The organism is Streptomyces sp. NPDC001890, assembly GCF_042891445.1.
Taxonomy (GTDB): Bacteria; Actinomycetota; Actinomycetes; order Streptomycetales; family Streptomycetaceae; genus Streptomyces.
In genome coordinates this window covers 575,790-589,214 of record NZ_JBIATE010000002.1, presented here as the reverse complement: position 1 = coordinate 589,214, position 13,425 = coordinate 575,790, and the positions used below count along the sequence as shown (strand labels likewise).

Below are 13,425 nucleotides of genomic sequence, written 5' to 3'. Positions count from 1 at the left end.
GGACGGTCGGAGCGGACGGATGGAGGCACGGTCGTGGGCACGGACGAACGGCTCGGCGGGGACGCGGAACGGTTGCACTGCCTGGTCACCGGGGCGTCCGGGTACATCGGCGGGCGTCTCGTCCCGGAACTGCTGCGGGCGGGCCACCGGGTGCGGTGCCTGGCCCGCACCCCCCGCAAGCTCCGTGACCACCCTTGGGCGGGGGACGCCGAGACGGTGCGGGGCGACGTGACGGACGCGGACTCGGTGGCCGCGGCCATGCGGGGGATCGATGTGGCGTACTACCTGGTGCACGCCCTCGGCACCGGTTCCGCCTTCGAGGAAACCGACCGCCGGGCGGCCCGTGTCTTCGCCGAGCAGGCGCACGCGGCCGGCGTACGGCGGATCGTCTATCTGGGCGGGCTCACCCCACCGGGCGTACCGACCGGGTCGCTCTCCCCGCATCTGCGCTCCCGGGCCGAGGTCGGCCGGATCCTCCTCGACGCACCGGTGCCCGCCACCGTGCTGCGGGCGGCGGTCGTCATCGGTTCGGGATCGGCGTCCTTCGAAATGCTGCGGTATCTGACCGAGCGGCTGCCCGTCATGGTCACCCCCAGCTGGGTGCACACCCGTACCCAGCCCATCGGGGTACGCGATGTGCTGCGCTATCTCGTCGGCTCGGCCACCATGCCGGACGACGTCGACCGGGCGTTCGACATCGGCGGGCCCGACGTCCTCACGTACCGGGAGATGATGTGCCGTTACGCCGCCGTCGCCGGACTGCCCCGGCGGCTCATCGTTCCGGTTCCGGTCCTCACCCCGCGGCTGTCCAGCCACTGGGTCGGTCTCGTCACCCCGGTACCCGCCTCCCTGGCCCGGCCGCTGACGGAGTCCCTGCGCAATGAGGTCGTCTGCCAGGAGCACGACATCGCCCGCTACGTGCCCGACCCGCCGGGCCTGCCGCTGCCGTTCGACGAGGCACTGGCGCTGGCACTGCGCCGGGTGCGTGAGGCCCAGGTCGCCACCCGCTGGTCCTCCGCGGCCCTGCCGGGAGCGCCCAGCGATCCGCTGCCCACGGACCCGGACTGGGCCGGGGGCAGCCTCTACCAGGACGAACGACAACTGCCCGTCGACGCGGACCGGGCGGCCCTGTGGCGGGTGATCGAGGGCATCGGCGGCGACAACGGCTGGTACTCCTTTCCGCTCGCCTGGGCGGTCAGGGGGTGGCTGGACCGGTTCGTCGGCGGGGTGGGGCTGCGCCGCGGACGACGCGACGCCGAGCACCTGCGCGTCGGGGACTCGCTGGACTTCTGGCGGGTCGAGGAGATCGAGCCCGGACGGCTGCTGCGGCTGCGCGCGGAGATGCGGCTGCCCGGCCTCGCCTGGCTGGAGATGTACGCCGAGACCGGCCCCGACGGCCGCACCCGCTACCGGCAACGGGCGCTGTTCCACCCGCACGGCCTGCTGGGCCACGCCTACTGGTGGTCGGTCTCCCCCTTCCACGCCGTGGTCTTCGGCGGCATGGCCCGCAACATCACCCAGGCGGCCGCCAAGGGACTGAGCGCACACCGGCGTTCCTCGCCCGCCGACCGTGCCCGGGGGCCCCGCCCCGGGCGATGAGCCTCACCCGCCCGACGAGGAGAGCGACGAAGGCGCACCGGGGGCCGCGGCGGCCCGCAGGCGGAGCAGAGCGGTGCCGATGACCTTGTCCTCGGGGCAGTAGCCGCACTGCTTGGAGTCCCGTGAGCCCGGTTTCTCGCCCAGGAGGACGAGCATGCCCGGCGGCACGTGCGTACCGGGGCAGCGGACGGCCCAGTGCGGTACGGGCTCTCCGGCGACGGCGACGACGCGTTTGACGTACCACGAGTCGGGCGTGGTGTCCGCGGGGCCGTGCCAGCCGTGCTCGGGGTGGGGTGCCACGACGACGGCCACCCGGCCGGTGGCGACGCGGCGGGTGCCGCGGAGCACGAGGAGCCGGTCACCGGGCATGAGCGTCGGCGACATGCTGTACCCGCGGACGGTCACGGCCAGCAGCCGCCGACGCGCCAGCGACAGGGCCGCGGCGAGGACGAGGAGCGCCCCGAGGACGAGGAGCACCGGGACGGCGGCGCTCACCGGACGGTCTCCTCGTAGCCCTCGGCCTGCGTGGTGAAGAGCTCGGCGTACGCGCCGCGGGCGGTCATGAGCTGTTCGTGGGTGCCTGCCTCGCGCACGGTTCCGTCGGCGATGACGACGATGGTGTCCGCGGCGCGGACCGTGTTGAGGCGGTGGGAGACGAGAATGCTCGTCGCGCCCTCGCGCAGTGCGGCGAGCCGGTCGTGCACATGGCGTTCGGCCACCGCGTCGAGGCCGGTGCTGGGTTCGTCGAGGATCATGAGGTCCCGTTCGGAACGCATCAGGGCGCGGGCGAGCGCGAGGCGTTGCCACTGACCGCCCGACAACTGGACCCCGGAGTCGGTCTCTTCGGTGTCGTCGGGGAAGAACATCCGGCTGAGCATGGTGTCGTAGCCCTGCGGGAGGCCGGCGAGTGCGGTGTGGATGTCGGCGTCGGCGGCGGCCGCGTGAATGCGTCCGTGGTCGTGGAGGGCGCCGAGGTCGCCGAGGCCGATGTTCTCCCCGGCGGTCAGGTCGTACTCCATCGGGTCCTGGAAGACCACACTGACACGCCTGCGCAGCTGGTCCGCGGGGAAGTCCTTGAGGTCGGTGCCGTCCCAGTGGATGCTGCCGCGCTGCGGGTCGTAGAGGCGGCACAGCAGTTTGACGAGGGTGCTCTTGCCGGCCCCGTTGAGTCCGACGACGGCCAGGCTGGTGCCGTGCGGAATGGTCAGGCTGACCCCGCGCAGGATCCAGGGTCCGTCATCGGAGTAGCGGAACCAGACGTCCCGGAGTTCGATGCCCTCGCTCAGGGGCGGCGGGGCGATCGGGGCGGCCGGGGCGGGGAGGTCGTCCCCGACCTGGGTGACATGCAGGTAGTGGCCGAACAGCAGGGCCGTCTGGTGGCTCTGGGCGATCGACCCGACCAGGCCGACGAGGGCCGTCTGCAGCCCGGCGAGGGCCGCGACGAGAAGGGACACGTCACCGGCGGTGAGGGTGTGGGTGGCGGCCTGGTGCACGCCCCAGACGAGTGCGCCGGTGGAGATGACCGCGCCGAGGGCGGCCAGGGCCGTCTCGTAGACGGCCAGGCGGCGGTCGAGGTGTTCCTCCTGCTGGTTGATGCTGTCGAGATCGGTACGCAGGCGCTGCGCGAAGTAGTCGCCGAGGCCGTAGAGGCGGATCTCCTTCGCCGCCTGGGTGTCGGTGAGGAGCCCCCGGTAGAAGATCTGGCGGCGGGCGAGGCTGCTGGTGCGCCAGAACATGTCGGCACGGTGGCGGCTGTTGGCCAGGTGGGCGAAGAGGGCCGGCACGGCCGCGGCGACGAGTATCGCGGCCAGGGTGGGGCTGATGAGCAGGACGCTTCCCAGGAAGCCCACCAGGGTGAGGATCCCCTGGGCGCCCTGGAGCACCGCACCGACGAGTCGTTCGGCGCCCTGGGCGCTCTGGATGGCGAGTTGGACCCGGTCGTGGAAGGCGGGCTGTTCGAGCCTGGACAGCCCGCTGAGCCGGTTGACGGCCGTGAGCAGGTCGCTCTGGGCCCGGGTGGAGGTGGCGCGGCGGATGCGGCCGTCGGCGTAGGAGGAGACGGCCGAGGCGGCGGCGAGCAGGACGGTGAGCAGGCCGATGCCGATCGCGGCCCGGTCGAGGTCCGCGGCGCGGAACCCGTCCGTGGTGAGGCTGTCGACCACGTACTTGAGCAGCCAGGAGGCGGCCACGGGGGCGGTACCCGCGATGACGACGGCGGTGACCCGGACGGCGAGGGCCCCGGGGCAGGACCGCAGTGTGAGGGCGAGTACGGCGGTGAGCCCCCGCAGGAAGTCGGCCGGGCGGGCGGCGGGCTGCCCGCTCATGCGTCGAGGAGGTCGAGCTCGGGCAGCGACCCCTGGCCGACGCCTGCCCCGGTGACGGTCCCGTCGGCGTCGAGGAGGACGAAGCTGGGGTGGTGGCGTACGCCGAAGGCGCGGGCGACGGGGCCGTTCGGCGGTTCGGTGGCGGTGAGTCCGGTGAGCGGTCCGACCGCTTCGAGCAGGGGGCCCGCGTCGGCGGGCTGCCCGTTGACGACGGCGACGAGACGCGCGCCCGAAGGGGTGTTCTCCTCGGCCCACCGCTGGATCCCGGCAAGGCTGTCCCGGGTGGGCCCGCAGTCGGGGCGGAGGAAGCAGATGAGGGCGGGGTGGCCGGCCAGGGTGGCTTCGCCGACTTCGCCCCGGTCGGTGTGCAGGGTGAAGGCGGGGATGCGGTCGCCTTCGCGTACGGCGAGTTCCGGCGGGCCCGACGGCGCGGCGGCCGGGGCGGGGGCGGTCATCGCGGCCCGCCAGCGCTTGGTGACGGCGACGGTGAGGAGGGCGTTGACGAGGGTGGCCGCGGCGAGAAGGGCGAGGCCGGCGATGGCGTGGTTCACTGCGTGATCGTCCTTTCGGCGGCCGGGCGGGCGGCGAAGAAGGCGGCGAGGTCGTCGGTGAAGACGGCGAACACGGTGAGGTGGATGGCGACCGCCCCGGCGAGCACCAGTGCGGGGGTGCTGAGCGGGCCGGCCGTGCCATGGGTAAGGGCGATGGTGCCGCCGAGGAGGGCGAGCGCGGTGAGCGTGAGGTTGCGGGCGACATGCCAGGGGCCCATGGGCACCGTGGTCCTGCTGCCGAAGCAGGGGCAGCCGGCGGAGCTGCCGCGCCGCATGGTGGTGACGGCGACGGCGCTGAATCCCGCGCACAGGGCGGCGGAGACGGCCAGGCCCGCGGTGAGCGTCCGGGGCAGGGCGAGGAGCACGGCGGCGAGGAGCTCGGCCGCGGGCACCAGGACGGCGAGGGCCGGCCGGGCGGCGGCCGGCAGGTAGGGGAGTTCGCCCAGTGCCGTGGCGAACCGGCGGCGGTCGCGCAGCTTGGCGAGGCCGGCCACGGCGAGCACACAGATCAGGGTCAGACGGCAGACGAGCAGCAGGTCGGACAAGGATGACTCCGGGGGAATGGGTCCTGGGCCGGCGGACACGGGGCAGGCCGCGCACGGCCCGCCCCGTGGTGAATCAGCAGTAGCTCCAGGCCCCACAGCTGACCGTGCACGTGGTGCCCTTGTAGCAGCAGCGGCGGCACCGCTGGGCGCTGGTGCTCCACTCGGTGTAGCAGTCCGGCGGGCAGGCTGCCTGGGCCTCGGCCTTGGGCAGGATCCGCTCGATCAGACGGCCGGCTCCGGTCTTGAGTGTGCGCATGGTTCTCCTATTCCTGTGTGGATGGGATGTGCGTACTCCACGGTGCGGCGGCGGTCCGGGGACCGTGCCCGCACCGGGGTTCAGGAGGCCGCCGGTACCGGTTCGCGGTCGGCGGCGGGAGCGGCGACAACGCCGTCCTGGTAACTGAGGAACGTGGGGAAGCCGGGGACGCGCAGCGCGCGGAAGAGCGGTGAGGCCGCGGGCCCCGGCAGCACCTCGTCGGCCGTTCCGGCGAGTTGGGTGGTCAGGCTGCTCCCGACTGCCTCGTCCCCGATCACCAGGGCCAGCACCCGCCCGCCCGCTGCCCGGGCCCGGTCGGCCTGTTCGGCGAAGTCGGGAAGGCTGTCGGTGCAGGACGGGCAGTCGTGCGAGAAGACCCCCAGCAGCAGCTCCCCGGAACGGAAGCCGTCCTGGTCCACGGTCCGGCCGCTGAGCGCGGTGGCGGTGAACTCCGGGAGCCCGTCCCCGGGTTGCGGCCCTTCGGCGGCGAAGTCTCGGCGTCGGCGTACGGCTTCGAGCTCCTGCCAGCGGCGCAGGATGACCATGAGCAGGACGAGGTTGAGCAGGGTGACGGCTCCGACGAGCACCAGACCGACAATGACGTAAGGCAAGTTCGACCCCCTGGCGCGGTTGCACGAGTGAGCAGTGTGATACGTGGGGCCTGTCGGGAGGATGCCAAGACCTTGCCAGGAGCATGACGGGCTGAGCATGATTGCCGCCATGCTTGCCACGGGGTCGCGTTTTCGAGTGCTGGGCAGAGTTGAATGGACCGTCGACGGACGTCCCAAGGCCATCGGTCGGCGCCGTGAGCGTCTGCTGCTGGGCTTACTTCTGATGGAGATGGGCCGGCCGCTCCCGATGGACCGGCTGATCGACCTTCTGTCGGACGAGGACGAACGGCCGCGGTCCCGGACCGATCTCTACGTGGACGTCTGCCGACTGCGGGCAAGCCTTCGCCGGGGCGGGTGCGACGGGGCGGTGGGGCTGGTACGGAGCGGCTCGACGTACACCCTTACCGGCGATCCGCAATGGGTGGACCTGCACCGTTTCACCCAGCTGGTCAACCGGGCCCAGCGGAGCACCGAGCCGCAGGAGATCTCCCGGCTCACCTCGGCCGCCCTGGCCGAATGGCGGGGCGCGCTGCTGGAGGACGTCGCATCCGAGCGGACCCGCCAGGGCATCGGCGCCGCTTTCGACGAGCTGCTGATATCGGCGCAACTGCTGCACGTGGCAGCGGAGTTCAAACTGCGCAACTATTGGTCGCTGGCCGCGGAGCTCGCGCGCCTCACCCAGGAGTACCCGGAACACGAGATGCTCCTGGCCTTCCGCGCGGCCACACTCTACGAATGCGGCCGCCGCGCGGACGCACTGCGCGTGCTGTCCTCGGCACGGGCCCAGATGACCGCCCGGCTGGGCCTGGACCTGAGCCGCGAACTCCAGGACCTGCGCCAGGCGATCCTGCGGGACGGCCCGGTGGACCTCCGCATCTTCCGGGGCGGCGCCCTGGACGTCGTGTGACGCCGCGTGACGTCGCGGCGCCGGGTCGCGGCGGGCCGGGAACCCGCCGCGACCGGGCAGTGGACCATGCGTCCCGCGTGGTTCAGTCGGCGACACCGAAGCGCGCGTGCAGCCGGCGCAGCGGCGTGGGGGCCACCAGTTGCCGCGTCCGGCGAGCCGCCTTGGCGGGGAGCAGCAGGGAGCCGGTCTGCGCGGCGCCCTCGCCGCCGGGGGCCTGCCGAGGGCGAGCCCCCGCAGCTCGTGTGGACCGCGGGCGGCTATCGCCTGGACACCGGCGACGCGGTCACCGATCTCCATGAGTACGAACGCCTCGCCGCCACCGGCACCACCCTGGCCCTCACCGGCCACCTGGACGAGGCCGCGCAGCACCTCGACGGCGCCCGCATCCTGGTGACCGGCCCCCTCGCGGAGGGTCTGGAGGCCCCGGTCCTGGACCGCGAACGCGTGTACCGCGACGAGCGTTTCCTCGCCGACATGGAGCTCCGCGCCGAGGTGGAACTCGACCTGGGCCGCCACCGCAACGCCGTCCCGTATCTCTGCTTCGTCCTCCACCGCCACCCGCTGAGCGAGCGCTTCACCTGGCTCCTGATGCTCGCCCTCTTCCGGGCCGACCGCGGCGCCGAGGCCCTCACCGTCTACGACACCTACCGCCGCCGGGTCGCCGCGGAACTCGGCACCGACCCCGGCCGCGCCCTGAAGGAGCTGCAGGGCCGCGTCCTCGCCCAGGACCCGGAACTGGCGGCCGTCACCGCGGTACCGCGACGGCCTTCCCCGTGAACCGCGGGTGGGTGAAGTCCGCCCACGCTCAGGACGAGAGGCCGGGCCGGTCCCATCGCGCGACGAGGTCGGCACCCACCACGAGAAGGGCCCCCTCCGTGAAGGCGATCTCATGCGAGACGCCTTGCGGATGCGGGAGCACTTCGTCCAATTGGAGATCGCCCAACCGGGGCGGCCATTCGGCGCGCCCGGCGAATCCGGCCGCTCCCCCGAGTTCGAAACCCGCGACGCCCTCGACGCCCTCGACACCTTCGAAACCCTCGGTGTCATCGGTTTTCACCCGGAAATCCCTTACACCCGAGTACCGGATACGCAGACCGCCGTCATGCTTCCATTCATTCGGCCCCAGCGACAACTCAAGCGACACGCGTCCGTGCTCGTCGACGAGCTCGACCCGGTCCAGCGTCAGATCCTTCACACAGCGCGAACTGCCGAAGTCGTAGTGGTCGGGATCCGAGGCGAATTCCGCCGCACCGGCGGGAAGACCGGGCAGCAGCCCCGGCAGGGCACGGAGGTATGCCTGCGGGTCCAGATGAAATCCGTACAGATCCTGCAGTGGTCGAACCTGGACGTACTTCATCAGCAGCCACCGGTGATCCGGTCGCGCTTCCAGCTGTCGCCCTTGATGTTCTCCGTGCCCTTGGGCCCGATGCGGCCTTCGCGCCTCATCTCGCCCACCGCCAGCCCCTTCAGAAGGTTGTAGGTTTCACGGGGCACCTTCACATCCGCGCTCTTTCCGTGCTTGGCGAACCATCCGTCACTGCCGAAGATCCCGATTTCCCTGCCGTTCTTGTAGACATGGATCTCGAAATCCGTCGTACCGCCGATCTCGAACCGGTCGAGCCGGCCAGTGTAATTGCCCCCGAAGTTCAGCGGATCCTTCTTGCCCGCCACCACACGTTCGGCCTGCGGCCCCGTCTCCGTACGCAACTGCCGCACTTCACCACGCGATGAGGCATCCGGCGCAAGGAACCCGGAGCGGGAGTCACGCGTGGCGGAGCACGGCCCGGCACCCTTGCGCTCCTTGCCGACCTTCTCCACGAGCCGCTCGACCTCGACCGTGGCCAGCGCTCGCGCCGTGATCAGGGAGTTGGCCCGCAGCGGAATCGTGTACTGCACGGGCCGGCCGCCGTTGGCGCGCGAACGGGCGCGGGCCTCGGCCTTCTTCTGCCCCTCCACCGAGGCGAAGGTGCCGCCCGCCCCCGGGTTGGAGCAGGTGAGACTGCCGGACACACCGCTGCCGGAGACCGGGAACGTGGTCGCCGGGCTGGTGCAACTCCCGGCGGAGCGCCCGTCGATGGTGAAACCGGACGTCATGACCGCCGTGACCTGACCACCGGTCAGGCGTGACCTGGCGTCCGCGGTGATCTGGCCCGAGAAGTTCCCCGTGGCGGTGCAGCCGCCGGCACTGCAGCTCACCGACCCGTCACCCCGCAGGGACAGCGAGATACCGCTGTCCCCCGCCTGACTCAGGGCCTTGGTCTGCTTCTCCAGAGTGTCGTACATCGCGGGGGCCGCTTCGGGGGTGACCGGCTCAAGGTCCAGCGCCGAGGTGTCCTTGCCGTCGAACGGCCCCTCCCCCTCGGTCCACGCCCCGGCCCCGGCCGTGACGGCATGGGCCACGGTCCGTACCGCACCGGCCCGCGCGCCGCCCGACGCCGAATCGGCGGGCGGCTCCAGCCGCAGCAGCCGGTAGGGCTCGTGGGCAGTGACGACCATGCGCCCGGCAGAAGTTTCCAGCGCCTGGGCGGGGACACCACCGACGTCGCGCCGCCGGGAGGCGTATCCGTCGCTGCCGGGACCGGTCTCCAGATCGGCCAGGGCCTGCAGCAGCGACGCGGCGAGTTCCGGCGGGGCCGGCCGGTGCCCGGCCAGTTCGTCGGTGATCCCCTCGCCCCGGCCCGCTCCGGCGTCCCACCTGCTCGGCTTCTTCTCACCGTCCTTCGCCGCAGGGTCCAGCCGCCATCGGACGAACGTCTTCCCTCCGACGCCCAGGAACTCACGGTCGAGCTCCTCGCGGCCGAATCCGGTACTGCCGAAGCGGCTCCCGGCGGAGGTGACGGTGACCTCGCGTTCCATCAGACCGCCCGGCGAGTCGTCCTTGTAGCGCAGTCCCGGAGCGGTGACGAGGTCGGCCAGCGCGAGACGGTAGGGCGCGAGCAGCCGGGAGTCGGCCTTCGCCGCCCGCTTGCCGTCGGCCTCCGACCGGCCGGGATCACCACCACCGAGAAGAACAACCCCCGCAACGAGCGCGAGTACGAGAACACCCACAACCCCGGTAAGAATCAGCACCGCACGCCTGCCCGCCGGACGCCGCGGCCCCTGCCCCCCACCGGGCGGACCGGGCGGATACGGCGGCAACGGCGGCACCCCACCGGGCGGTCCGAACGCCCCGGGCGGCGGACCGGGCACGCCCTGCCCCGCCCCCCACGGCCCGCTCAGCGGCGGACCGAACACACCCTGGCCCTCGCGGCCCTCGTTCTGCTCCGGCGCTGCCATCCGCTCCCCCGACCTCACTGCCGGCCCCAGCGGTGCAGCCACTGGCGAACACCGCGGGCCCAGCCCCTGCCGCCTTGAACGGTCGTATTGTCCAGGAAGCCGAAGTAACCGACGACCCCCTTTCGCGCCATATGCACCACCTGGCAAAGAAATCCATGGCACACCGGCGGGACCTGCAACGAGACTGCGCGGGTGAGCAACTCCCACCCCTGCCCCTGCTGCGGGCACCGCGTACTGGGCGCGATGCCCGGCTCGTACGAGATCTGCCCCGTTGTCGCCCCCGCTTGGATCGACCGTGCCGACCTGTACCCGGAGAGGTGACCGATGCCGTTCCAGCACCCCGAGGAGATCGGCTACGGCTACGTGATCGAGCGCTACGTGACGAGGAAGGACTCGGACCGCCCGCGCTACCGCGACCTGAAGAGCGGTCGCGCCCTGCAGCCTGGGTGGCCGCACGCCGAACGCTTCGCCCGCCACCTCATCGACGACGCCGCCACGATCACCGACGCCGAGCTGGAGGCCCTCCTCGGCTACGAGTGGCGCTCACGCCTCACCGCCGGCTGGCTGATCGGCGTGGGCCGACGCGCCACGTTCCGCGAACGCATCGGCGACCTGCTCCTGGCCAGCGAGTTCTGCTTCTCCGGCGGCGCCTACTGCTTCGCCCTGGCCCGCTTCGGCACGCACGCGGACGCCGAGATCCTCACCGCCTACCTCGACCACTACCTCCCCCGCACCGACCTCCGCTACGACCAGCCCGCAGCCCTCGGCGCCCTCCTCCACCTCGACGCCCGCCTCGACACCCACCACGCCGACCGCTTCACGGAGCCCGACGGCCTCTGGGAGCAGTGGGTCAACGCCCTGGACCACCTCCGCGGCTGTCCCGGCTACACCCCTGCCGAGCAGCGCCGCGGGACCGACCTCCGCTGTGCCTTCGCCAACAACTGGACCCAGCCGTAGCCTCATCCGTCGCCGGGCGACCACCTGGGGCGCGTGCGGATCGCGCGAGGGAAGGCGACACCGGAGGCGCTGTACCGGCAGCACCGGCAGCCGCGCGGAATGATCGCGGCCGTAACCTGCATCAGGGACATGCACTACTCCCCCAAGCCCTGCCCACCCATCGGAATGACAGGCCCCATGAAGAGCGTCGATCACCCTTACTTCGGGCACCTTGAGGTTCCATCGGTGGACGAGACGGAAGTCATCTGGGAAGGCACAGCCGCGCTGGCAAGCAGCGAGGTCGAAGTCCAGCTGTGGGCCGCCCCTGACTCCGGGCTGGATGCGGAAGAACTGGATGCGTTCGCGACGCACCTGGCCGATCTGCCGGCCCTGGACACCGCAGCTCGCGCGGCGATCCGCGAGAACCTGCGGCAGGATCGCTACTTCATCGACCACCACGCCGACGAACTCGACGACATCGAAGTGATCAAGCGCCTCACCGAGGAAGCGAACGGCGAAGCGATCGGTGTCGACGCGTTCACTGCGGCCATGCACCCCGCCGGGATCGGGCTGTGGCACCTGATCGGCGAGCCCGGGACCCGGATCGTCATGGACTACACGATCGACGCCGCGACCAGTGACGAACTCCTCGCCGTCAAGGTGGCCCGCGACGGTGCCGTGGTATCCGTCGACTGGGAAAGCTGACGGCATCAGCCCTGGCGTCCCGATCGAGGACGTGCGAGGGAGACGCCGGCGCAAAGTGAGTGACTGCCGCACAGTGTTCCGACCCGAGGCCCAGGCCGAGCTTCGCAAGATCCCTCGCGATATGGCGCTTCGCATCCTGGCCGAACTGACAGAACTGGAGAGCGACGCTTTGGGCTTCGACACCACCGCACTTGTATCCCAACCTGAGCGCCGACACCTACGAATCGGCGACGATCGCGTCGTCTACACCATTCACAACGGGGAACTGGTGGAGTGGGCCGCACACGTCGGACACCGTTCCACGGTCCACGAAACGCAGCCGCTCCAGGTTCTGCGGACTGCTGCCGGCAGCACAACGGCCTGACCTGTCTTCTCACAGGTCAGGCCGTTAGTGACGTTCAATCAGACGTTGAAGCGGAAAGTCCACGATGGAGCTCCCACCTGCGAACATACGACCTTCCGGGGCTCATCCCAGCACAGCCCCAGCACGGGCGCTCCCCCCAGCATCACACAGCTCGGACGCCCCGCTAGTCACTCCCTACATGGATTCAGTAGTCGTCGTTCTGGCGATGCACACCGGAGGGTCTGACGGGCGATGAGCTGACGGTGTTGAGCCAATGCTCCGCGAATCGCCCCCGGCTTCGACTCCGGAGCCCGGCAGCTCTCCCCCCTCACCGAAAAGGCCGCGACCGCCATCGAGAGCTCCTACTCGAACAACTATCTCGCACCGCTCTTCAAGAACACCACGAAGTGTCGCGACCTGGTCGCCCAGGTTGAGGCCAAGTTGAGTTCCGACTGACGGGCAACACTCGGCGGATGGGCTCTCCGCCGGGCTCTCAGCGTACTCAACGGCTCAACGCGTCCACAGCAAGCCAGTAGGTACACGGCTCCCTGACTACTACCCGGCAGCGCCTCCAATGTCAGCGCGCGCCGCACGGGCCACGTCTCACAAGGAGGCACCCTCACCTGCTGCCCAATGGACCAAGGCTCTTTGTCAGTAGTGGTAACGAGCCGCAAGGATGATAATTTCCTTGCCTGTGACCAGATAGACGAGACGATGCTCGTCATCAATCCGTCTCGACCAGGCGCCGGGCAAGTGGTATTTGAGCGGCTCGGGCTTACCAATGCCCGTGAAGGGGTCGCGCTTGACGTCCTCGATCAGCTTGTTGATCCGAGCGAGCATCTTGCGGTCGTTCTTGAGCCAGGACGTGTAGTCCTCCCAGCCCTGATCTTCGAAGACGAGCCTCACGTAGCGCCCTCACGTGCCGCATCCGGCGAGTCGGGGGCGATCAGTTCCCGCGCGGACACGTTGACGTTGGCCAGAGCGTTCTCGTACGCCTTGAGCAAGCGACGAGCGTTCGCCGGAGAGCGCAGCAGGTACGAGCCTTCGCGCAGCGCTGCATAGTCCTCGGCCGAGACGAGTACGGCATTGCCATGCTTGGAAACGATCTCGATGGCCTCGTGATCGTCGTTGACCTTCTTGATCAGCGGAAAAAGAGCCTTGCGGGCTTCGCTCGCGGTTATGGACATGACCTGACCCCTTCCATCAAGTGGTACCTAATAACGTACCACTCCTGATGTCCTCAAGGCGGGCCAAACTACTGACGGGTGATTGGGCTTCTGGGCACCATCCCAGCACGGGAATACACAAAGGGCCGACTCCCGGAGGAGCCGACCCTTTCTGACCTGCATGTTTGTCAGATCAGCGACGTGGT

General features: G+C 70.6%; 17 protein-coding genes. 7 read left to right on the top strand and 10 right to left on the bottom strand.

Annotated features, from left to right (window positions below; all coding sequences use genetic code 11):
* Positions 1 to 33 precede the first annotated feature (33 nt).
* Positions 34 to 1,599, top strand: coding sequence for an SDR family oxidoreductase (locus ACFYY1_RS08855; RefSeq protein WP_388582690.1), 1,566 nt, complete (start codon positions 34 to 36; stop codon positions 1,597 to 1,599).
* Between the two features lie 3 nt (positions 1,600 to 1,602).
* Here the strand turns inward: ACFYY1_RS08855 and ACFYY1_RS08850 are convergent, their stop codons facing one another.
* The 6 genes from ACFYY1_RS08850 to ACFYY1_RS08825 form a co-directional block, all read right to left on the bottom strand.
* Positions 1,603 to 2,094, bottom strand: coding sequence for a S26 family signal peptidase (locus tag ACFYY1_RS08850; RefSeq protein ID WP_388582688.1), 492 nt, complete (start codon positions 2,092 to 2,094; stop codon positions 1,603 to 1,605).
* The gene (locus ACFYY1_RS08845; protein WP_388582685.1) at positions 2,091 to 3,923 is read right to left on the bottom strand and encodes an ABC transporter ATP-binding protein; all 1,833 of its coding nucleotides are present in this window, start codon (positions 3,921 to 3,923) and stop codon (positions 2,091 to 2,093) included. Before ACFYY1_RS08845 ends, ACFYY1_RS08850 begins: the two co-directional genes overlap by 4 nt.
* On the bottom strand, positions 3,920 to 4,474 hold the full coding sequence (locus ACFYY1_RS08840; protein WP_388582683.1) for a TlpA family protein disulfide reductase: 555 nt from the start codon (positions 4,472 to 4,474) through the stop codon (positions 3,920 to 3,922). Before ACFYY1_RS08840 ends, ACFYY1_RS08845 begins: the two co-directional genes overlap by 4 nt.
* On the bottom strand, positions 4,471 to 5,019 hold the full coding sequence (locus ACFYY1_RS08835) for a MauE/DoxX family redox-associated membrane protein (RefSeq protein WP_388582681.1): 549 nt from the start codon (positions 5,017 to 5,019) through the stop codon (positions 4,471 to 4,473). The genes ACFYY1_RS08840 and ACFYY1_RS08835 overlap by 4 nt, the downstream gene beginning before the upstream one ends.
* A 73-nt stretch (positions 5,020 to 5,092) precedes the next feature.
* On the bottom strand, positions 5,093 to 5,275 hold the full coding sequence (locus ACFYY1_RS08830) for a hypothetical protein (protein ID WP_388582679.1): 183 nt from the start codon (positions 5,273 to 5,275) through the stop codon (positions 5,093 to 5,095).
* A gap of 80 nt (positions 5,276 to 5,355) precedes the next feature.
* Entirely contained in the window at positions 5,356 to 5,886 is a 531-nt protein-coding gene (locus ACFYY1_RS08825) for a peroxiredoxin family protein (RefSeq protein WP_388582677.1), read from the bottom strand.
* Between the two features lie 109 nt (positions 5,887 to 5,995).
* Here ACFYY1_RS08825 and ACFYY1_RS08820 point away from each other — a divergent pair, with 109 nt between their 5' ends.
* Positions 5,996 to 6,793: a BTAD domain-containing putative transcriptional regulator gene (locus tag ACFYY1_RS08820; protein WP_388582675.1), complete on the top strand. Its 798-nt coding sequence runs from the start codon at positions 5,996 to 5,998 to the stop codon at positions 6,791 to 6,793.
* A gap of 240 nt (positions 6,794 to 7,033) precedes the next feature.
* On the top strand, positions 7,034 to 7,570 hold the full coding sequence (locus ACFYY1_RS08815) for a BTAD domain-containing putative transcriptional regulator (protein WP_388582673.1): 537 nt from the start codon (positions 7,034 to 7,036) through the stop codon (positions 7,568 to 7,570).
* Between the two features lie 28 nt (positions 7,571 to 7,598).
* Here ACFYY1_RS08815 and ACFYY1_RS08810 read toward each other — a convergent pair whose 3' ends face one another.
* Both ACFYY1_RS08810 and ACFYY1_RS08805 read right to left on the bottom strand, forming a co-directional pair.
* A complete protein-coding gene (locus tag ACFYY1_RS08810) occupies positions 7,599 to 8,150 on the bottom strand; it encodes a hypothetical protein (protein ID WP_388582672.1) in 552 nt (183 codons plus the stop codon).
* On the bottom strand, positions 8,150 to 9,841 hold the full coding sequence (locus ACFYY1_RS08805) for a hypothetical protein (protein WP_388582670.1): 1,692 nt from the start codon (positions 9,839 to 9,841) through the stop codon (positions 8,150 to 8,152). The genes ACFYY1_RS08810 and ACFYY1_RS08805 overlap by 1 nt, the downstream gene beginning before the upstream one ends.
* A gap of 420 nt (positions 9,842 to 10,261) precedes the next feature.
* Here ACFYY1_RS08805 and ACFYY1_RS08800 point away from each other — a divergent pair, with 420 nt between their 5' ends.
* The 4 genes from ACFYY1_RS08800 to ACFYY1_RS08785 all read left to right on the top strand — a co-directional run bounded on the left by ACFYY1_RS08800 (position 10,262) and on the right by ACFYY1_RS08785 (position 12,074).
* Positions 10,262 to 10,390 carry a CPCC family cysteine-rich protein gene (locus ACFYY1_RS08800; protein ID WP_388582669.1) on the top strand — a complete coding sequence of 43 codons (129 nt, stop codon included), beginning with the start codon at positions 10,262 to 10,264 and terminating at the stop codon, positions 10,388 to 10,390.
* A gap of 3 nt (positions 10,391 to 10,393) precedes the next feature.
* Positions 10,394 to 11,026 carry a DUF6000 family protein gene (locus ACFYY1_RS08795; protein WP_388582668.1) on the top strand — a complete coding sequence of 211 codons (633 nt, stop codon included), beginning with the start codon at positions 10,394 to 10,396 and terminating at the stop codon, positions 11,024 to 11,026.
* 177 nt (positions 11,027 to 11,203) lie between these two features.
* Positions 11,204 to 11,710: a DUF2004 domain-containing protein gene (locus ACFYY1_RS08790; RefSeq protein WP_388582667.1), complete on the top strand. Its 507-nt coding sequence runs from the start codon at positions 11,204 to 11,206 to the stop codon at positions 11,708 to 11,710.
* Between the two features lie 55 nt (positions 11,711 to 11,765).
* Entirely contained in the window at positions 11,766 to 12,074 is a 309-nt protein-coding gene (locus ACFYY1_RS08785; RefSeq protein WP_388582665.1) for a type II toxin-antitoxin system RelE/ParE family toxin, read from the top strand.
* Positions 12,075 to 12,704: 630 nt separating this feature from the next.
* Here ACFYY1_RS08785 and ACFYY1_RS08780 read toward each other — a convergent pair.
* Together ACFYY1_RS08780 and ACFYY1_RS08775 are read right to left on the bottom strand one after the other, a co-directional pair.
* Positions 12,705 to 12,959, bottom strand: a complete 255-nt coding sequence (locus tag ACFYY1_RS08780; RefSeq protein ID WP_388582663.1) for a Txe/YoeB family addiction module toxin — start codon at positions 12,957 to 12,959, stop codon at positions 12,705 to 12,707.
* The gene (locus tag ACFYY1_RS08775; protein ID WP_388582661.1) at positions 12,956 to 13,240 is read right to left on the bottom strand and encodes a type II toxin-antitoxin system Phd/YefM family antitoxin; all 285 of its coding nucleotides are present in this window, start codon (positions 13,238 to 13,240) and stop codon (positions 12,956 to 12,958) included. Before ACFYY1_RS08775 ends, ACFYY1_RS08780 begins: the two co-directional genes overlap by 4 nt.
* Positions 13,241 to 13,425: the final 185 nt, after the last annotated feature.